The sequence below is a fragment of the Mycobacterium ulcerans subsp. shinshuense genome (genome assembly GCF_002355775.1).
GTDB classification, from domain to species: domain Bacteria; phylum Actinomycetota; class Actinomycetes; order Mycobacteriales; family Mycobacteriaceae; genus Mycobacterium; species Mycobacterium marinum.
This window is the reverse complement of the sequence record NZ_AP017624.1, coordinates 2,433,881-2,454,012: the sequence shown is the minus strand read 5'-3', so window position 1 is coordinate 2,454,012 and position 20,132 is coordinate 2,433,881. Positions and strand designations below refer to the sequence as shown.

Below are 20,132 nucleotides of genomic sequence, written 5' to 3'. Positions count from 1 at the left end.
GGAGGTGCCGCCGCGGCTGCGGCGGTGTCTAGCCCTCGAATCCGTGATAGTGCATCACGTGCTTGATCCGGGTGTAGTCCTCGAACCCGTACATGGACAGGTCCTTGCCGTAGCCGGAGTGCTTGAAACCGCCGTGCGGCATCTCGGCAACCAGCGGAATATGGGTGTTGATCCACACACTCCCGAAGTCCAGCCGTGCTCCCATGCGTGCGGCGGTGTCGACGTCCTTGGTCCACACCGAGGATGCGAGACCGTATTCGGTGCCGTTGGCGAAAGACAGGGCCTGCTGCTCGTCGCTGAAACGCTGCGCGGTGACGACCGGGCCGAAGATCTCGGTCTGAATCAATTCGTCGTCCTGTTGCAGGTCGACAATCAACGTGGGCTCGTAGAAGAAGCCCGCGCAGTCTTTCTGCTTGCCGCCGGCAAGAATTCGAGCGTGCGCCGGCGCACGGGACACCAGGCCATCGATGTGGCGCATCTGGTTGCTGTTGTTGATGGGACCAAACAAGATGTCCTCATCCGCGGGGTCATAGCCCGTCCTGGTACCGGCCACCGACTCGGCCATCGCCGACAGGAACTCGTCGTAGATGCCGTCCTGGATGATCAGCCGAGTGGCGGCGGTGCAATCCTGGCCCGCGTTGAAATAGCCTGCCGCGGTAAGTCCCTCCACCGCCGCCGCGATGTCGGCGTCATTGAAGATGACTACCGGCGCCTTGCCGCCCAGCTCGAGATGCGCACGTTTGAGGTCGTTGGCCGCGCTGGCCGCCACCGCCATACCTGCCCTGGTGGAGCCGGTGATCGACACCAGCTGTGGCACCGGGTGCGCCACCAGTGCCGCACCGGTGTCGCGGTCGCCGCACACCAGGTTGCACACCCCGGGCGGGAAGATCTCCTGCATCTTCTCGACCATCCAGTAGGACGACGCGGGCGTGGTGTCCGAAGGCTTGAGTACCACGGTGCAGCCGGCGGCCAGCGCCGGGGCAAACTACCACACCGCCATCATCATCGGGTAATTCCAGGGCGCTACCTGGGCAACCGGGCCCACCGGCTCCCGTCGAATCGACGACGTGTGCCCACGCATGTATTCGCCCTGTGAGCGGCCTTCCAGAACGCGCGCCGCGCCGGCGAAGAACCGGATCTGATCAACCATCGGCGGAATTTCCTCCGACATGGTCAACGAGATTGGCTTGCCCGTGTTCTCGCACTCGAGCGCGACAAGTTCCTCGGCGTTGTCCTCGATGAGGTCGGCGAGCCGCAGCAGCGCACGCTGCCGTTCGCTGGGGGTGGACCAACGCCACGACTCGAACGCCTTGGCCGCCGCGGTAAACGCGTCATCGACATCTTTGCCAGAGGAATTCGGCGCCGATGCATAGACTTCGCCCGTCGACGGGTTGACGATATCCATCGTGTTTCCGTCCGGCGTTGCCTGAATTTCTCCGCCAATGATGTTGTGAAAAACCTTCTTTTCCACCATGGTGTCCCGTTCTACGAGTAGCGCTCAATGATGTTGGTCCGGACCGGCGTCCGGATGGCTAGCGGTGGCGATGGTGGCGTCGTCGGTGAGGGCAGGGGTTGACGGCGTCAGCGTGTGACCCAAAAAGAAGCCGGGTTGGCGCACTCGCATGACCACCATCAGCACCGCACCGAGCGAGAGGATGCCGAAGCCAAGGTAGAAGACTAGCCCGACGCCTGCGATCGACGCGCCGCTGCCATGTCGCGGGTCCATGCTTTCGCGGACCGAAACAACAAAGACCAGCAACAGCATCATCCCGCCGAGCAGCGGACAAAGGAATATGAAAACGACGTTGCGCAAAGACGTGAAGAGTTCCTTGCGGAAATACCACATGCAGGCGAAGGCGGTAATTCCGTAATACCAGCAAACCAGCATGCCGAGGGCCGCAATGGTGTCCAACAGGGTTCGCTCCGATAGCAACCTGGCGAGGGTGTAGAAGGCACCCGAAGCAATGGCTGCCGCGATGGTGCTGAACAGCGGCACCTGGAAACGTGAGCTGACCGCCGAGAACCGCTGGGGAAATGCCCGATAAGCGCCCATGGCGAGCATGCAACGCGACGCCGGGAGGAACGTCGTCTGCAAACTCGACAGGGTGGACGCCAGGATGCCCAGAAACAGCAACTGGCTACCCCACGGACCCAGGGCTCCGGCGTTGTTGATTAGCAGGCTTGTGAGCTGGGTTGATGATCTTTGGTGCCGCGCTATTGGGGCCGGAGTGTAGGCACGGGCTATCTGGAGAACGATCGAGTTGGTTACTGTTCGTCGTTGGTCTGGAGTTGCCCGTGCCTACCGTTTCAGTATTGCCTGTGTCGTCGGTTCCAGAGGTGTTCGACCGCTGGAGTCCTGGTGAGCGCAGCGAGCTCATCGGATCGGAGTTTCTCGATGTGTTGGCCTCGATGCCAGACCCGAGGGACCCACGCGGTCGGAGGTATTCGCTGATGGCTTTGTTGGCGATCGCGGTTCTGGCCACTGCCGCGGGGATGCGCGGCTATGCTGGTTTTGCCACATGGGCGGCCACCGCTCCCGATGATGTGTTGGCCCAATTAGGGGTCCGGTTCCGGCGGCCCAGTGAGAAGACCTTCCGCGCTGTTTTGTCTCGGCTAGACCCCGCCGACCTCAACGCCAGGATGGGCAGTTACTTCACTGCACACGTGGCCAGCAGCGATCCCAGTGGATTGGTGCCGATTGCGTTGGACGGCAAGATGCTGCGTGGTGCTTTACGCGCCAAAGCGACAGCCACGCATCTCGTGTCGGTGTTCGCCCACCGTGCCCGATTGGTGCTCGGTCAACTCGCTGTCGCCGAGAAAAGCAATGAAATTCCCTGCGTACGTGCCCTGCTCACGCTGCTGCCGGGTAGCTTGCGGTGGCTGGTCACCGTGGATGCGATGCATACCCAGGTCGTCACCGCGAAGTTGATCTGCGCCACCTTGAAGTCGCACTATCTGATGATCGTCAAGTCCAACCAAGCCAAAATACTTGCGCGTATCACCGCGCTGCCCTGGGCCGAGGTGCCCGCAGCCGCTACCGACGACTCCCGCGGCCACGGCCGTGTCGAGACCCGCACCCTGCAAATCATCGCCGCTGCACGAGGAATCGGCTTCCCCTACGCAAAACAAATCATCCGGATCACTCGTGAACGCTTGATCACCGCCACCGACCAGCGCAGCGTGGAGGTGGTCTATGCCATCTGCAGCCTGCCGTTCGAGCACGCCCGCCCTACCGCGATCATGACCTGGATGCGTCAACACTGGGGAATCGAGAACAGCCTGCACTGGATACGCGACGTCACCTTCGACGAAGACCGTCAAAGGGCACATACCGGAAACGGCGCACAGGTCCTAGCAACGCTACGCAACACCGCGATCAATCTGCACCGCCTCAACGGCGCCGACAACATCGCCGAAGCCTGCCGGATCACCGCTTTGACCGCCAACCGCCGCCTAGACCTCCTCAATCCACAATTCCCCAGCTCACAAGCCTGCTAATCAACAACGCCGGAGCCCTGCCCACGGACCGAGCACCGGTCGTGCCAGTGCGCCGAACACGTTCTCGGAATTATCCGGGTTGCCCAACCCCAGTCCCTGCGAACCGACACCGGCGTACATCATCATCGCCACACTCACCAGCAGGTATGTCAGCAGAATGCTGACCACACACAGCACACCGGCGCGTCCGGGAACCTTCTTTGGGTCGGTGCATTCCTCACCCAGGGTCAGGCACGTATCCCAGCCCCAGAACGAGAAGATCGAACCGGTCACCCCAATGACGAACGCACCCATCGCGAGCCCGCTGAACGGGTCGAACCAATTGAAATCGAAGCTCAGATTCGCCGGGCCATGGCCCCGCACCGCGCCGATGATGGCCACCACCCCGAAACCCAAAATCACCGTCATCTGGAAGATGACCAATAGTCCCTGCACCCGCTCGCTGGTTTGGATGCCACGACTGGAAACCCAAGTCGCCCCGGCGATAAACACCAGCGTGGAAGCGATATCGACCCATCGGTTTGCGGCCACGGACGCGATCCCTGGGCTATCGAACAGGCCGGCGATCAGCAGATAGAAAAACTGCACCGCGACCGCAGCCAGGTTCGACAACACAATGACCGTCGCGATCACCATGCCCCAGCCGCACATCCATCCCACGTAGGGTCCGAAGGCTTTGGTGGACCAGGTGAACGACCAGGGCTCCGGCGTTGTTGATTAGCAGGCTTGTGAGCTGGGTTGATGATCTTTGGTGCCGCGCTATTGGGGCCGGAGTGTAGGCACGGGCTATCTGGAGAACGACCGAGTTGGTTACTGTTCGTCGTTGGTCTGGAGTTGCCCGTGCCTACCGTTTCAGTATTGCCTGTGTCGTCGGTTCCAGAGGTGTTCGACCGCTGGAGTCCTGGTGAGCGCAGCGAGCTCATCGGATCGGAGTTTTTCGATGTGTTGGCCTCGGTGCCAGACCCGAGGGACCCACGCGGTCGGAGGTATTCGCTGATGGCTTTGTTGGCGATCGCGGTTCTGGCCACTGCCGCGGGGATGCGCGGCTATGCTGGTTTTGCCACATGGGCGGCCACCGCTCCCGATGATGTGTTGGCCCAATTAGGGGTCCGGTTCCGGCGGCCCAGTGAGAAGACCTTCCGCGCTGTTTTGTCTCGGCTAGACCCCGCCGACCTCAACGCCAGGATGGGCAGTTACTTCACTGCACACGTGGCCAGCAGCGACCCCAGTGGATTGGTGCCGATCGCGTTGGACGGCAAGATGCTGCGTGGTGCTTTACGCGCCAAAGCGACAGCCACGCATCTCGTGTCGGTGTTCGCCCACCGTGCCCGATTGGTGCTCGGTCAACTCGCTGTCGCCGAGAAAAGCAATGAAATTCCCTGCGTACGTGCCCTGCTCACGCTGCTGCCGGGTAGCTTGCGGTGGCTGGTCACCGTGGATGCGATGCATACCCAGGTCGTCACCGCGAAGTTGATCTGCGCCACCTTGAAGTCGCACTACCTGATGATCGTCAAGTCCAACCAAGCCAAAATACTTGCGCGTATCACCGCGCTGCCCTGGGCCGAGGTGCCCGCAGCCGCTACCGACGACTCCCGCGGCCACGGCCGTGTCGAGACCCGCACCCTGCAAATCATCACCGCTGCACGAGGAATCGGCTTCCCCTACGCAAAACAAATCATCCGGATCACTCGTGAACGCTTGATCACCGCCACCGACCAGCGCAGCGTGAAGGTGGTCTATGCCATCTGCAGCCTGCCGTTCGAGCACGCCCGCCCTACCGCGATCATGACCTGGATGCGTCAACACTGGGGAATCGAGAACAGCCTGCACTGGATACGCGACGTCACCTTCGACGAAGACCGTCAAAGGGCACATACCGGAAACGGCGCACAGGTCCTAGCAACGCTACGCAACACCGCGATCAATCTGCACCGCCTCAACGGCGCCGACAACATCGCCGAAGCCTGCCGGATCACCGCTTTGACCGCCAACCGCCGCCTAGACCTCCTCAATCCACAATTCCCCAGCTCACAAGCCTGCTAATCAACAACGCCGGAGCCCTGGGTGAACGACGCTCCACAGTCCGGAGTGTCGGCGTTCAATTCGCGATAGGCGAACGCGGTCAAAAACATCGGAATAAATCCGAATACAAATATCGCCGGCATCTTGAGCCCGACCGCGGCAACGATCAAGCCGATGCTGGCCGTCAACGTGTAGCCGGGTGCCACACACGCGATACCGAGGATTGCCCCCGAGACGGTGCCAACGGCCCCCTTGGCCAGGCCCTTGGATACCACGCCCTCAGCCGCGGTGTTGCTGAGCTGCGGCACGATCGGCTGCATCTTCAGCTTGTTGCCTTTGGGACCACGGGCGAAGAGCGGCGGCGCCGGGGTGTCTGTCATTCAGCAACCACCTTCGCCATGACACGTTGCGGCTGCCGTGGGCGCGACATCCAACGACGGGTTGCGGTCGAAAAATCCAACAGGCTTGAGCCAGAAAGACACGGTGTCGGCTGGCATCACCGGCCAGTCCTCCGGGCGCGTTATGTGGTGGATGCCGAACGTGTACCACACCACCACGTCGGTATTCTCGATCGACCGGTTGGCAGCAGTCCACGCGGGCAACCCCAGTCCCGGACCGCTCTGGTTCACGAACTCCCCCGCTGGCCAACGCTCGTCGGGATGATTGGGCGTAACCCATACGGTATGGGTGATGGCCTCCGCCCGGCGTAGTACCGGCGACCTGAGATCAAACATCGGCGGAATGGCCGCACCCCCGACGAGCTTGTACGACGCGTGGGTGCCCAGCCCATTGGTGACGTTCTCGTTGACCACCCGCCACGCCCGCTGGGTCTCCCAGCAGTAGTCCTGTTTGCCCTCTTCCTCGGTGCGCAGCGGGATGTTCCTCTGGCGCAACGACAAACCGTAGGGGTTATCCGGTCCCGTAGGCACCATCTCCGTCTCGCTCGTGTACACGGTGTTGTCCGTGCCGTCGATGTCCAGATCCAGCCGCGCGGTAAGAAAATGTTGGTGATACGGGGCATAAGTTCGTTCGTCGACCAACGTGCCCGATGCGTGCGCCTGACCATTGTCGAAGTTCGTGGTCACCATCAAACCGGTTGCACGAATTTCGCATTCGATGTTGCCATCCTGGTAGAAGCGCCAGTAAACCAAGTACTCGTAGTTGGCCACCGTCACGTGGAAAGAGACGGTAAGCCGGCGCATGCGCCGCACCTCGGCGCTGCCATCGCATACGACGTGCTTCCACAGCACCGCGTTGTCTTCTTCATGGATGCAGATGGCATTCTTGATCGTGTATGGCTCCCCCTTGCTGTTGTGTAAGACCGCATCGAGATATCGGATCTCGCCCAGGCAGTCGCACCCCTTCTCCAGCGAGGTTGTCATGAATCCGAGCCCCCATTCGCCGATGTCGAAGGCCGTCCGACGATAGTGATCAGCGCAATGATCGCGGTAGGGCACCGCCATCTCGGCGAAAGACATCCGGTAGGCAATCGGGCGAACCCGACCGTGGTCGTTGTAGGTAACGGTGTGCAGTGTCATGCCTTCGCGATAGTTGAAACCGACGCGCAGCGACCAGTTTTGCCATTCCAGATGATTGCCCCGCAGGGTGAACGACGGACCGTCGGGTTGAATGATTTCCAATGGCCGCAGGGCGCCCCGCACGCTGGAATCACGCAGATTCTCCGGGATGTGCCGAGGCACATATTCGGCCATGACGGCCGGGAACTCGAGCGGACTGCCTTCCTCGATGTCGAGCAATTCCATGGTGTTCAAGTCGATAACGCAATGAAATCCCTTGATGTGTCGCGCATAGAGGTTCCCGCCACCTGGCGACGTCAGCCAGCTGTCCGACCATGCGAGCCGTCGGCCGCGATACGCTTCCGGAATCAGGGCGTCGCCGTAGGCCCACACATCGACCAGCATGTTCTCCAAGTCGGTAATGCCGCGTCGGCACAAGGCCGCGATAACGGCCGGATGGCTGCGGAGCACCTCGCCCGCCTCTAGCCATTCATCATGGGTGATATTGGGCTGCACCCCCGGCAGGCAAGTCCACGAGAGAATGCGGTCGCCCGAGAGGGAAACGAGCGCCTTGTAGGTGCCGTTTGTGTCACGGTCGAAGCACACGATGACAGCCCGTCGATCCGGCACCACTGCGTTGTTTTCGAAATCAGCGATTTCTCGTTTGCCCGGTTCCGCGAGCTCCATCGAGGCGAATCGCCAACGTTCAGTGATATTCCGGTCACGGCGCACAACGGAGACGGCCTGCTGGAACTCGCTCTCGGTCAGCGGATCGAGCGGATGGAAAGTCTGGACGATCGTCTCGGTCATGGCTTCTCCTGTGTCAAACCCGGCCCCAAAACGTACCTGTGGTTCGCGGCCATCTTCACAAAGACGGCAACAATTTCCCGCAAGTTAACACTGGGCCTGCCGAGTCTGTGGAACAAGGGTTGTCGGCATGGCTCGAAAAGAAGTACCACGCGAAATTCAGCGCAAATTCACCACTTACAAGTGCCGCGGATAGCCGGTAATTGACGCCGCACGCAATACACCGAGCGCCCCGCGTGTCGGTAAGCTCCGGCCCGCGCGATTCCGATGTTGCCTGAGCCACAACCGCACCGGAGCCCGCAGCCGGGTCATTAGAGTGGGCAGCGAATCTAACGAGGCATTGGCGAAGGAGATCTCGATGAGTCCCTGGAAGCGGCCGTCGGCCACGGCAGCGATCGCGGCGCTGGCCTTTACCGCCCTTCCACAGGTGTTGGCCGTCATGGCTCCGTCCGGCGCGGCACAGGCCGACGTGTGCGTCAACGCCGGCCGGCGGGTATCGGTCAGCGGGTGCGCCAACATTGCAGACGCGATCGCCCCCTACGTTCCGCCGCCCGCCGAATATGCCCCGCTGCCCGAGGACTACCCGCCGCCCCCGCCGCCGCCCCCCAACGTGAATGTGTGCGCCAATGTCGGCAGGCGAATCAGCGTCAGCGGCTGCGTATAGGCCGGGTGGCCGCGGCGGACCAGCCCGCTCAGTAGCCGTTGCTGCGGCGAATGTCCTCTCGGCATTCGTGGCGGGTCTGGCCGGTCTGCTGCATGCAGATGCGTATCGGCGAATCCTGATCGATGGTTAACGGCGGCTCGATCGGATCGGGCGTGGCGCTCACCGTCGGACTGGCCACCGTGCCTTCGGTGAGCGACCAGATTGTCGTGTTGGTGCCCTGCAGGGTCGAACAGTAGGCGGTGGCGCCTGTTTTTGTGGTTCCGGTGCTGCCGAGCGGGGAACACATGGCGCCAATGACGACCGCGGGCGCGGGAGTCACCGATTCCGTCGTCGCGGCCGCCGTACTGGTAGACGTGCTCGTCGGCGCGGTCGTGGTGGCCGTGGTTGTCGAGGTCTTGGCGGCCGTGGGGCTGGGCCGGCTGGAACTGGTCGCCGCAGGCGGTGCGACGCGCTCATCGTCGGCGCGCTCGAACTCGCGCAGCGCCACGGGGATCGCTACGACCAGCAGGATCGCCAGCACGGCGGGGACGATGACCGAGGCTCGCGCCAGGGACTTCTTGGCCGCAGGCACCGCCATCGCCACCAGCCGGGAGATGCGCGTGTCGTCGGGATCGCCGACTCCGCCCAGCCGATGGCTCAATGCCCGCGCGAAATCGATGCAGCGTTGGTAACGGTCCTTGGGGTCTTTGGCCAGCGCCTTGGCGAAAACCGGGTCCAGCTCTGCCAATGCCGGCAGGCGCTGGCCGATCGCCGGGGGTGCGGCGCTGAGATGCTGGCTGATCACCACGGCGGGATTGGAGTGCTGAAACGGCGGTGAGCCCGTCAGCAGGTGGTATGCCGTCGCCGCCAGGGCGTACTGATCGGCCTTTCCGTCCAGGTCGTGGCCCATCAGCTGCTCGGGCGGCGCGTAAGACACGGTGCCGACGGTCATGTTCGTCGCTGTGAGCCCATTGGCTTCGCCGACCCAGCCGGCGATCCCGAAGTCGGCCAACATGATCCGCTTGGCCTGCGAGGCCGGCGCCGCGATGAGAATGTTGGCGGGCTTGACGTCGCGGTGCAGCAGCTTGTGGTCGTGCGCGTAGTCGAGCGCCTCGGCTACCGCGGTGATGATCTCGCTGACCTCCGAGCCGGGCATCCCGTTGGGGTACCGATCGCGAAGCAGCGTCACAGCATCGGTGCCGTCGACGTAGTCCATGTCGATCCACAGCTGGCCGTCGGTTTCCCCGCGGTCATGCACGGCAACGATGTGCGGATGCCACAGGGCTGCGGCGGCGTCTGCCTCGCGGTGGAAGCGTTGGCGGTACTCGTTGTCTGCGGACACCTCGGGCCGAAGGACTTTGAGCGCGTCTTGCCGGGGCAATCGGGGATGCTGGGCCAGATAGACCTCGCCCATCCCGCCGATACCCAGCTGTCGGACGATGGTGTAGCCGGCGAACGTCGAACCTGCGGCGAGCGGCATGGCCGCATCGTAGCCCGCCCGGGCGCAACAGGTCGAAGAGCGGGTTGGCCGCTCAGCCCGACGCGACTGTCGATTGGGTCTGCACCGGGCGAGCCGCGTTGCCCATCTGGCGGGCCCTGCCGATGAGGTCGGGGCGTCAGCTCACGGTCACCGGGATGCCGTTGAGGACACCGTTGCCGGAGGGCTCGTCGAGCAAGGTGGGCGGGGACAGCACGTTGGTGTTGACTCCAGGTGCGCTGTTGGCCACCGCCAGCCGGGTGCCCGGTTTGCCGTGCCCCCAACCGTGGGGCATCGAGACCACGCCCGGTTTGATCGCCGAGGTGAGTTCGACGGGCACCGTGATCTCGCCGGCCGACGATTTCACCGTCACGGTGTCGTTGTCGGTGATGCCGTTACGGGCTGCGTCGTCCGGATGCATCAGCAGCGTGCAGCGATCCTTGCCCTTCATCAGCGCCGGCACGTTGTGCAGCCACGAGTTGTTCGATCGCAGGTGTCTGCGATTGACCAGGACCAACTGCTCGGCCGGCCGATCCATTCTGGATGCCAGCCGGGGCAGATCGTCCAGGAGGTACTGCGGGGCCAGCCGGATCTTTTTCTCCGGGGTCCCCAAAATGTCCGGTAACTGCGACACCATGGGTCCGAAGTCGATGCCGTTCGGATTGGCCTTGAGCATGTCCAGCGTCAGTCCGCCGGGATTCTGGCCGTAGCGATCGCCGAACGGACCGGTCCGCAACGTCAGATCCAAAATCCGCTCTGGCCCGCCCGCCCAGCCGTCATGCTCGTAGCGTTTGCGGATCGCCGCGCCGTCAAATCCCTTGGTAAAAGCCAGCTAATCAAAGAATCCGTCATCGATCGCGGCGACGTCGACGTCCTCGGCCGGCGTGCCGGTGCACAGCCCGGTCAGCCGAATCAGGATCTCCCACTCGTGCGGGCGATCGCTCGGATCGAAGACCGGCGCGGAGTAGTTCGCAAAGCTGCGGATCGCGAATTGCAGCACCAGATCATCGTGATGGGGCTGTTCGAGCGGCGACAGCCCGGGCAGAATCACATCCGCGTGCCGCGTCGTCTCATTGAGCCAAAGGTCAACGGAGATCATCGCTTCCAGCGAAGACAGCGCTTCGTCGAGCTTGTCACCGCCGGGTGTGGACAGCACCGGGTTGCCGGCGATCGTGATGAGCGCCCGGAGCTGCCCATCTCCCGGGGTGGCGATCTCTTCGGCTAGACAGGACACCGGCGCCTGGCCCAGGACTTCCTTCGCACCGCGCACCCGGGTATGCCAGCGACCGAATTCGGCGACGCCACCTTCTAGACCCGGCAACGGTTGCGTGGTGATAGACCAGGCAGCCGGCCGGGGGAACATGGCGCCGCCGGGGGTGTCGAAGTGGCCCGTCAATTTGTTGATCACGTCGACCAGCCAGCTCGCCAGACTGCCGAACTCCTGATTGCACAGGCCGATTCGGCCGTACACCACCGACTTGTGGGTACCGGCGAGCTCGCGAGCCAGCCGCCGGATGCGCTCCTCCTCGATGCCCGTGACCGCGCTCACCCGGGCCGGCGGCCAGTCCGCGGCAACCCGGCGCATCGTGTCGACGCCGTCGACATGCGGCCCGGGGTTGACCAGGTCCTCGTCAAACAGCGTGTGTGCGACCGCCAGTAGCAGCGCCGCATCGGCGCCGGGCACGATGGGCAGCCACTCATCGGCACGCGCGGCGGTGACCGTGCGGACCGGGTCGATCACGATGACCTTGCCTCGTTGACGAATCGCGTCGATCAGTCCCATTACGTCGGGCGCGGCCAGCAGCGAGCCCTGGGATGCGGCGGGGTTGGCGCCCATGATGACCAGGAGGTCGGTGCGTTCGATGTCGGGTACCGGAAACGTCCACCAGCCCCCGTACATCAGGTGCGACGAGAGGTTTTTCGGCCACTGGTCGACCGTGCCCGGCGAATAGGTGACCGGCATGCCGGACATGCCCAGCAGCACACCGGCATAGCGAGCCAGGGAGAAAGAGTGCGCCAATGGATTACCGGTGTAGGCGGTGACCGCGCCGATGCCGTAGGTGTCGATCACCGGAGCCAGCAATTCGGTGCAGCGGCGAAATGCCGCGTCCCAGCTCACCTCGTGCCATTGTCCGTCGATCTTGATCATCGGGTGCCGGATGCGGTCCGGGTCGTCATGCAAGGCGCCCAACGACGCGCCTTTGGGGCAGATGTGTCCGCGGCTCCACACGTCGTCGCGGTTGCCCCGGATGCCGACCACCCGACCGCCGGACAGGCCGTCGGCTACCCGAATCTCCAAGCCGCACATGGCTTCACAAAGCGGGCACGTGTGCAGGTGCCTGCCATCATCGACCGTGGCCATGCACCCACCTTATTCCGCTACGCGCAGTCGCGGAAGTGGCTCCGGCCGATCGGCGAGGTCAAGCACCGCGGCCTTGGCGCCCTGCTGCGAGCGCCGATGCCGCTCGGTAGCCTCCTCGGAGGCCAGCGCGGTAGCCACGTCACGCGGGTAGCTGCGCCGGGCCACCGTCAGGATCAGGGTGCCCGCCAGGAACAGCGCGGTGAGCATGATCAGAAACGTCTGCGTCAGCCCGGTCGATGCGGTTGCCACCTGACCGGGCGCGCCGCCGTTGCGGCGCCAACTGCATGGATACCAGGGCGAAAACCAGCGGGGCTGCCGCCGTGAAGCCGGACCGTAGGGTGGTGCGGATCGCCTCGGCCCTCCCCCACAACCTGGAGTGCATGATGTCCAGTCGCGCCGCGTCCAGTGGCGGATTGACCCCGCCCAGCCCGATCGCCGCGAGAAAGGCCGCCACCACGGCGATCACGACGTTGTCGGTGAGCAGCGCGGGTACGAAGAACCCGCCCGCAACCAGAAATGCCGCACCGGCGACGCCCAACCGGGCGCCGAGGTAACCGCGGCCGATCAACCAATCCGCGAGGCGCCCGGCACACAGCGTTCCGATCAGCGCGCCCACTCCGATGATCGCGATCAACGAAATCGCCAGTGTCTGGCTGATCCGGAATCGGCTGCGCAGCAGCGCGACCGCGAAGGTGCCCAGCCCCGTGTAGAAGAAGTATCCGAACGCCGACGCGACTATCAGGGCCACGTTGGTCCGAATTTTCAGTACATAGCCCACCGCCCAGCGCAGGGACCGGCCTTCCGGGCTCTCCTGCAGAATGAGGTGTGAGTGCGCGCTGACGCGTTGGGCGATCACCGCTGCCGCCAGCGTGTCGTTCGAGCAGTCCCGGCGATCGCTGCCCGCACTCGCGCCGAATGTGTCGCCGCCACGCGCGGGTTCGGGCACCGTCCTGGCCAAGGCGAGCGTGAGCAGCAATCCGGCCACCGCCAGCCACAGGAAACTCAACCGCCATGTGATGGCGGCCAACCAGCCCGAAACCAGCACCCCCAGTGCGGTGCAGATTCCCGTCACCCGCCAGGACGAAGCCGTAGATTCGCCCCCGCTCATGCTGAGCGAAGAAATCGCCCATCAGGGACGCGACAACCGGGCCGCCAACCGCCACGACCACCCCAAGTGCGACCCGGCTGGCCAGCAGCCAGCCGTACCCGGCGCTGATACCGCCGAGGGCCATGGCCACCGACCAGACCAAGACGGTGATCCACAGCACGCGGGTGCGGTTGACCCGGTCGGCCAGCGTCCCCGACACCAGCATGACGACGATCCCGATCGCGGTCGACGCCGTCACCAGCAGGCCGACCTGCAAGCTGGTGATCCCGAAGGCCTGTTTCAAGGCCACGGCGAGGGCGCCGATGGTGCCGTTGCTGGCGCCTTCCAACCCGACCACCAAGGCCAGCAGCACGATCACCCGCATCCGGGCCGGACCGCCGACTGCATCGGCAAGCCCGCCCCTGATGGCGCGACCGTTGGTGGTCATCTCAGCGCATTCGCCCCGAGTCCCTCCGGCTCGGGAGCCACGCCCTGGCGATGGTGAGCCCTCACTATACCAGGATGCCCCGATAGTCGCGCGAGAAACAGCTGCGGTCACGAGCCGGTCGGCGATGTGGCCAGGGCCCGCCGGGCGGCCTTCCGGTCAGATTTGCACCCAGGGGTCGGTGGCCACCAGATGAGTGCTCTGCAATGCCGCCGCGCGGTGCACGTGCGCGTTCTCGTGATAGCCCGGGTTGGTCACCATGGACACGAACGCCGCCCGCGATGGGTAGCGCACCACGACGATGGCGTCCCAGAAGGGGCGGTCGATACCGCCGGCGACAACGTGGCTGGCTTCGCCCGCGTACTCGATGGTGGCGCCCACCGCTTCCAGAAACGGCATGACCTCTTTGGCGTAGCGCTGGTAGTTGGCTACCCCGTCCGGTTTGAACTGCAGCAGGTTGATCATGACCACGGGCGTGTCGAGATCGGCGGCTGCCGCCATCAGGGTGGCTAGCTGGTTCTCGTTGGGTTCGATGGCGGTCATGGGTCACCCACCCCATCTGGTCAGGTCACGCGAGGCGATCCCGTTGGCGGCGCAGTAGCTGGTGTAACGCTCGATGGAGGTCTTGTGGTTCTCCTGCCACAGGATCTTGTTGTCTGCGTCGAGAAAAAGCAGCTCGCCGACCAGGAAGAAGAACACCTCGGTGTCTTCCAGGCTTTCCGGGGTGTGCGATGAGCCGGCCACCTCGTAGACGGTGTCGCCCGCGCGGGAAATCCAGTTGTTCTCCTGGTACCGCCACGCCCCGCTGACGGTGTGGCCTACCACGATGCCGGTGTGGTAATGGGGTGGAAGTTCCAGTCCGGCAGGAAATTTCATCGACACGATGATTTCGGCGCGCACCGGATCGACCTTCCAGTACTTCAGGAAGACCTGGTCGGTGAGCGGGGTGAACGGAATCCATGGGTTGTCGATGCCGCTCATGTAGTTGACGTCGAGTTCTTGCAGGGTCTGCATTTCTCGCGCTCCTTCATGGTGCCTGTTTGCCGCCGCGGTGCGGCTGAGGCAAAACGTAGGAGCAAGAGCCAGCCCCGCGCTCGGTGCGCGGCGACAACCACGCCGACCCTGATTGTGCTCAGATCACAATTCCCCGGAGCGGCCCTGCGCGAGCCCGGGCAGCACCGGCAATAACGCCAGCGCCACCGACAGCTCGAGGACGTCGGCATCCACGGCACGGCCCAGGATCGCCTCGGCTTGATTCACCCGGTAACTGACGGTGTTGGGGTGCACGTTGAGTCGCTTGGCCGCCCGCGTTCGGCTGCGATTTTCGGCCAGAAAGACCGCTAGGGTCGTGGCGATCCGATAGGTGTCTTCGTCGGCGGCCGCCAGCCCGCCCAGGACCCGGGTGGCGAAAAAGACGGCATGGTCGCGATCCGCACTGGCCAGGGCGGCAACCGCGACGCCGCGGTACAGCGTCACGGCGTCGGCGCGTCGCCCCATCAGCGACGCGACGCGATGCGCATACGTCGCCTCGAGATAGCTGCGCCTAAAACCCTTGAGTCCCCGCGCCGGATCGCCAACGACCAGCCGTACGCCTGCCGGGGCCCCGGCAACACCGTCTTGGGCGTCACGCACGCTCAGCGAGCCTCGACCACTCACCCATCCGGCGACCGCCAGCGATCCCAGCGTGTGCACCAGCGTGCTCTGCGCGGCGGTGGCGCGCGCTAGGTCGGCGACCACCCGGCCCAGCAGCGGCTGAGCATCGCCGTCCTCGGGCAACCTGTCGATCCAGGCGATGACCGCGAGGTGCTGGGTGCTGACGTCATAGCGCAACCGTTTTGATGCCCGTTGCGGGTCGCGCTCGCGCTCGGCGACGATGTCGTCGATCGCGCTGGCGCGCGCGACGGTCGCCCCCCGCAGCCAGGCCTCTCGCTCAACGTCATAGGCCCGCTCGGCCCGCATCAACGCCGCGTCGACGTAGCCGAATATCCATCCCGTAGCCAGCTCTACCGCTTTGGCCTGCTCGGCAGCGTCTCGGGAATCGGCGGTAATGCGGCCGAACATCCACTGCCACAACAGTTCCTGAGCCAGCCGGTAAAACCGCAACAAGTCCGCCAGCGCAACTTGGCGCGGCACCGCCGCGCGCGCGATGGCCTGGGTCGACGGCGGCAACTCCACTTGGCGTGGGTCAGCGCCGGCCTCGATCACCTGGGCCAGCTGGCGAAGGCTGGCTTCGGTGCTGACCAGGTTCTCTTTGACGGTCTGTTCGTCGGGGAACAATTGCGGCACTTCGGCTTGCAACCGGGCGACCGCGCGCTGGGCCAAGTCGGCGGCCTGAGTACCCATCTCGGCCGCGAGTGGCACCAGAACCCGCTGCCAGACCCGCTGCGCCTCGGCATCGCACGCCGGCGGCCACTGTAGCTCCATGGCCGGAATCTAGTCCCGCTGTCGCGACGTCACAATCACCCCAGCCAACGTTGGCATTTGCGTACGAGACGGCCGCATCGGGCCGACCGTACTTTGCTCACCATGTTCAAACTCAACTCAGGAACCAACACCTCAGATCTCGCTGGCCGAGTGGTGGCGATAACCGGTGCCGGCAGCGGCATCGGCCGCGAACTGGCCCTGCTGTGCGCGCAACGCGGAGCCGATCTCGCGCTCTGCGACATCAACGACACCGCGGTGGCCGATACCGCACAAACCGCCCGCGGGTTCGGACATGACGTCATCACCCGCCGGGTGGACGTGTCCGATCCCGAGCAGATGACCGCCTTCGCCGACGCCACCCTCGGCCACTTCGGCGGGGTGGACCTCCTGGTCAACAATGCCGGAGTTGGCCTCATCGGGGGGTTCCTGGACACCAGCCGTAAAGACTGGGACTGGCTGGTGTCGATCAACGTGATGGGTGTCGTCCATGGCTGTGAGGCCTTTCTCCCGGCCATGATCGAGTCGGGTCGGGGCGGACACGTCGTCAACCTTTCCTCGGCCGCGGGTCTGCTTGCCAATCCCGCACTCTCGGCATATAGCGCAACGAAGTTCGCCGTGTTGGGGCTATCGGACGCGTTGCGTATCGAGCTCGAGCCCCATCGCATCGGCGTCACCGCGATCTGCCCCGGTGTCATCAACACCGCAATCACCAAGGCCAGCCCGATCCGCGGAGCCGGCGACACCGAGGGGCGCCGGCAGCGCCTGACCGTGACGTATCAGAGGCGCGGATACACGCCAGCGCGTGCGGCCCGCAACATCTTGCGAGCGGTCGAGCGCAACAAGGCGGTCGCGCCGGTCGCCGCCGAGGCGCACGTCATGTACGTGTTGTCACGCATCATGCCACCGCTGGCCCGCTGGGTATCCGCACAGATGGCGAAGGCCGCGAAATGACCGCGCCGATCAAAGGTGTCACGCGACCCCAACGGCTCAGCGGCGCGGACGCGTTCATGCTCGGGATGGAGACTCCGCGCGCCTACATGCACACGTTCAAGGTCGCGATCATCGATCCGTCCACCGATGCGCAGGGCTGGTCATTCGACAGGTTCTACGCCGAGGCGGCGCGGCGGATACATCTACTGCCGATGTTGCGGTGGAAGTGCGTCGAGTCGCCACTAGGCCTGAATCACCCCTATTGGGTGGAAGATCCGGACTTCGAGCTGCACAACCACATTCACCGCGTCGCGTGCCCGGCGCCGGGCGACCACAAGAGCCTCTGTGCGGTGCTGACAACGATCTATTCGGCGCAACTCGAGCGTGATCGCCCGTTGTGGCTGATGTGGGTGGTCGAGGGACTCGCCGAGGGCAAGGTAGCGCTGGTCATGTTGGTCCATCATGCCTATGTCGACGGCGTCGGCGCCGCGTGGCTGATGCAGCAGTTCTACCAGCACCATCGTGGTGTCGGAGCCGCCGAGGCCCCGGACTATCGCCCCGCCCCACTCGCCTCCTGGCCGACCCGGCTGGGCTGGGCCGTCCGGGACTGGCCGGAGACCGTGATCGGCAACGTATCGAAGGTGGCCACCGGACTATGGCGAAAATTCCTGTTTGACCGCAAGCGCAAGTCGGCCGGCTTGCCACCGCACCCGTCGGCCCGGCAGATGCAACGAACGCCGATCAACGTCAACCTGAGTGCCGCGCGCACATTTGTCTGTGACAGCGTCCCGCTGCAGCACTTCTCGGCCGTGGCCAAGGCACTTGGTGTCACCATCAACGACGTCTTCAGCAGCTGCGCGGCCGGTGCCCTGCGACGTCTGCTTGTCGACCTGGACTACGACCCGGACGCCCACCCGCTGATCGGCGCTACCCCGTTCGCGGGCGAACGGCCCTTGGGTATGCAGGGTTTGGGTAACTACGCAACCGTGGACTACTGCTGGCTGCGCAGCGACATCGCCGACCCGAGCGCACGGCTGCAAGCCAGCCGCGAGGCGAACACGCAGATGAAAGAGCACATCAAGGCGGTCAAGGAGGCCGGTGCCGATTTCAACTCCGTGATGCAGGTGCTGCCACCGTGGGGCATCAAGATCATCCGCAAGGCCATACACCGCAGCCGAGGACGCTTCGGATTCTTCGGCAACGTGGTGTTATCGAATGTCCCCGGCCCCAAAGAAACTCTCTACCTGGATCATTGGAAGGTATCGAACTGGTTCTCCACCGGTCAGATCGCTGACGGCACGGCGCTCAACATCACCATGTGGAGCTACTGCGGACAGGCCAACATCTGCATTCTGGCCGACCGCGCGGTGCTCGACGACGGCTGGCGAATGTTCGACTACCTCGTCGATGAACTCAATTCCCTTACCGCAGTACCGAGCACAAAGGAAGCCGCATGAACACCAACCGAATCAGTCCGATCGATCTGTCCTTCTTGTTACTCGAGCGGCCCAACCGGCCGTTTCACATGACGGCCTTCACGATCTTCCAGAAGCCAAAAGGACAACATTCGTCGTTCGGCTCACGCCTGTTCGACGCGTATCGGCACAGTAGGGCGATCGAACCCTTCAACTACAGGCTCAGCTGGCTGGGCAGGAATGTCGCACGGTGGGAAATCGTCGAGCCGGACATGCGAAACCATGTCCAGCACATCGTGTTACCGGGACCCGGTTCGATGGCCCAGTTCTACGAGACGGTGTCATTCCTGAACACCGGGCTGCTCGACCGGGGGCACCCGCTGTGGGAGTGCTACATCATCGATGGGATTGAGCGCGGTCGCATCGCCATCATGCTCAAGGTGCACCACGCGCTCATCGACGGTGAGGGCGGGTTGCGTGCAATGCGCGGTTTCCTGAGCACTTCCCCGCACGACAAGACGCTGGCCGGTTCATGGATGCCGGCACCGAGCGCTCGTGCGCCGCGCCGGCCGCAGCCGCGCGTTTCGCGCCGGCAGTGGCTGCAACGCGGCCTCACCGGCATCGCCAAGCTGCCGTCGGATCTGGCCGGCATGGTCGGTGACGCGGTAGACCTCGGCGCGCAAGCACTGCAGCTCAAGCCGCAGCGGGGGGCCCTGCCCTTCGCCGCAAGCCCTACCCTGTTGAACCACACCGCGAAATCGGCGGCACGCGCCTACGCGAATATGGAGTTGCCGCTCGCCGAGGTAAAGGCCGTCGCCAAGGCCACCGATACCTCCATCAACGATGTCGTCATGACCATCGTCGACGACGCCTTGCATCACTACCTCGACGAACACCGGGCGCCGGCCGACCGGCCGCTGGTGGCCTTGATGCCGATGTCGATGCGGTCCCAAGCCGGGGCGGGCAACCAGGTGAGCGCCGAACTCATCGCGATGGGTGCGCCCAAGGCAAACCTCAGGCAGCGCCTCAAGCAGGTCAGCCAGGCCACAACAGCCGCCAAGGACAAAGGGAACGGCATGAAATCGCCGTCACGTCAGGCATATACGCTCTCGCTGTTTGCCAGTCTGGCCATGTCGGATGTGCTGCCCGGGTTCGGCAAGGCGCCCAGCGCCAACCTGGTGATATCGAACATGAAAGGCCCTGCCGAACACCTGTATTTGGCCGGTGCACCGATGGTCTCATTCGGTGGTTTGCCCATCTTGCCGCCGGGAGCCGGGCTGAACGTCACCGTCGCAAGCGTGAACGAGCAACTGTGCCTGGGCATCGGCGCTGCACCCGAGGCCGTACGCGAGCCCGCCCGGCTTGCCCAACTGATTGAGCAGGCCCTCGGCCAACTACAAGCCGACATCGGCAGGTCAGCACCGGCAATCGCTGGTCACCAGGCCGATTCCGCATAAGACACATCGTCAACCCGCTCGACCGGACAGGAACCACCAGGAAGAACA

At 64.2% G+C, this 20,132-nt stretch carries 12 protein-coding genes and 6 pseudogenes; 6 read left to right on the top strand and 12 right to left on the bottom strand.

All coding sequences use genetic code 11. The features are described from left to right. Positions 1-28: 28 nt before the first annotated feature. Together SHTP_RS11020 and SHTP_RS11015 are read right to left on the bottom strand one after the other, a co-directional pair. Positions 29-1,474: pseudogene (locus tag SHTP_RS11020) on the bottom strand (gamma-aminobutyraldehyde dehydrogenase). A 24-nt stretch (positions 1,475-1,498) separates the two neighbouring features. Next, positions 1,499-2,155 (bottom strand): annotated as a pseudogene (locus SHTP_RS11015) (APC family permease); the annotation flags it as partial. A gap of 140 nt (positions 2,156-2,295) precedes the next feature. On the opposite strand from SHTP_RS11015, the gene SHTP_RS11010 reads away from it, so the two are divergent. Continuing rightward, entirely contained in the window at positions 2,296-3,498 is a 1,203-nt protein-coding gene (locus SHTP_RS11010) for an ISAs1-like element IS2404/ISMul1 family transposase (protein WP_420872993.1), read from the top strand. Positions 3,499-3,510: 12 nt separating this feature from the next. On the opposite strand, the pseudogene SHTP_RS11005 reads toward SHTP_RS11010, so the two are convergent. Continuing rightward, positions 3,511-4,194, bottom strand: a pseudogene (locus SHTP_RS11005) (APC family permease); the annotation flags it as partial. Positions 4,195-4,338: 144 nt separating this feature from the next. On the opposite strand from SHTP_RS11005, the gene SHTP_RS11000 reads away from it, so the two are divergent. After that, entirely contained in the window at positions 4,339-5,541 is a 1,203-nt protein-coding gene (locus SHTP_RS11000) for an ISAs1-like element IS2404/ISMul1 family transposase (protein ID WP_420872992.1), read from the top strand. A 20-nt stretch (positions 5,542-5,561) separates the two neighbouring features. Here SHTP_RS11000 and SHTP_RS10995 read toward each other — a convergent pair. After that, a pseudogene (locus tag SHTP_RS10995) lies at positions 5,562-5,840 on the bottom strand (amino acid transporter); the annotation flags it as partial. Positions 5,841-5,900: 60 nt separating this feature from the next. Continuing rightward, positions 5,901-7,847 carry a primary-amine oxidase gene (locus SHTP_RS10990; protein ID WP_096370606.1) on the bottom strand — a complete coding sequence of 649 codons (1,947 nt, stop codon included), beginning with the start codon at positions 7,845-7,847 and terminating at the stop codon, positions 5,901-5,903. Between the two features lie 355 nt (positions 7,848-8,202). Here SHTP_RS10990 and SHTP_RS10985 point away from each other — a divergent pair, with 355 nt between their 5' ends. Continuing rightward, on the top strand, positions 8,203-8,508 hold the full coding sequence (locus SHTP_RS10985) for a hypothetical protein (protein WP_020725193.1): 306 nt from the start codon (positions 8,203-8,205) through the stop codon (positions 8,506-8,508). Between the two features lie 28 nt (positions 8,509-8,536). On the opposite strand, the gene SHTP_RS10980 is transcribed toward SHTP_RS10985, so the two are convergent. The 7 genes and pseudogenes from SHTP_RS10980 to SHTP_RS10955 form a co-directional block, all read right to left on the bottom strand. Beyond that, positions 8,537-9,967: a serine/threonine-protein kinase gene (locus SHTP_RS10980; RefSeq protein WP_096370605.1), complete on the bottom strand. Its 1,431-nt coding sequence runs from the start codon at positions 9,965-9,967 to the stop codon at positions 8,537-8,539. Positions 9,968-10,103: 136 nt separating this feature from the next. Continuing rightward, positions 10,104-12,326: pseudogene (locus SHTP_RS10975) on the bottom strand (molybdopterin-dependent oxidoreductase). A 139-nt stretch (positions 12,327-12,465) separates the two neighbouring features. After that, on the bottom strand, positions 12,466-13,434 hold the full coding sequence (locus tag SHTP_RS10970) for an MFS transporter (RefSeq protein ID WP_265338816.1): 969 nt from the start codon (positions 13,432-13,434) through the stop codon (positions 12,466-12,468). 22 nt (positions 13,435-13,456) lie between these two features. After that, positions 13,457-13,798 (bottom strand): annotated as a pseudogene (locus SHTP_RS29775) (MFS transporter); the annotation flags it as partial. 219 nt (positions 13,799-14,017) lie between these two features. Next, on the bottom strand, positions 14,018-14,401 hold the full coding sequence (locus tag SHTP_RS10965) for a DUF1330 domain-containing protein (RefSeq protein WP_096370604.1): 384 nt from the start codon (positions 14,399-14,401) through the stop codon (positions 14,018-14,020). Positions 14,402-14,404: 3 nt separating this feature from the next. Then, positions 14,405-14,872, bottom strand: a complete 468-nt coding sequence (locus tag SHTP_RS10960; RefSeq protein WP_096370603.1) for a 2,4'-dihydroxyacetophenone dioxygenase family protein — start codon at positions 14,870-14,872, stop codon at positions 14,405-14,407. A gap of 123 nt (positions 14,873-14,995) precedes the next feature. Continuing rightward, positions 14,996-16,282, bottom strand: coding sequence for a PucR family transcriptional regulator (locus SHTP_RS10955; protein ID WP_096370602.1), 1,287 nt, complete (start codon positions 16,280-16,282; stop codon positions 14,996-14,998). A gap of 102 nt (positions 16,283-16,384) precedes the next feature. Here SHTP_RS10955 and SHTP_RS10950 point away from each other — a divergent pair, with 102 nt between their 5' ends. Genes SHTP_RS10950 through SHTP_RS10940 form a run of 3 tightly spaced genes read left to right on the top strand, consistent with a single transcriptional unit; the run spans position 16,385 to position 20,084 of the window. Then, entirely contained in the window at positions 16,385-17,233 is an 849-nt protein-coding gene (locus tag SHTP_RS10950) for an SDR family NAD(P)-dependent oxidoreductase (protein ID WP_096372424.1), read from the top strand. Then, positions 17,230-18,669, top strand: coding sequence for a wax ester/triacylglycerol synthase family O-acyltransferase (locus SHTP_RS10945; protein WP_096370601.1), 1,440 nt, complete (start codon positions 17,230-17,232; stop codon positions 18,667-18,669). Before SHTP_RS10950 ends, SHTP_RS10945 begins: the two co-directional genes overlap by 4 nt. Further along, complete coding sequence (locus SHTP_RS10940) at positions 18,666-20,084, top strand: WS/DGAT/MGAT family O-acyltransferase (RefSeq protein WP_096370600.1); 1,419 nt, start codon at positions 18,666-18,668, stop codon at positions 20,082-20,084. Before SHTP_RS10945 ends, SHTP_RS10940 begins: the two co-directional genes overlap by 4 nt. The last annotated feature ends 48 nt before the right edge of the window (positions 20,085-20,132 follow it).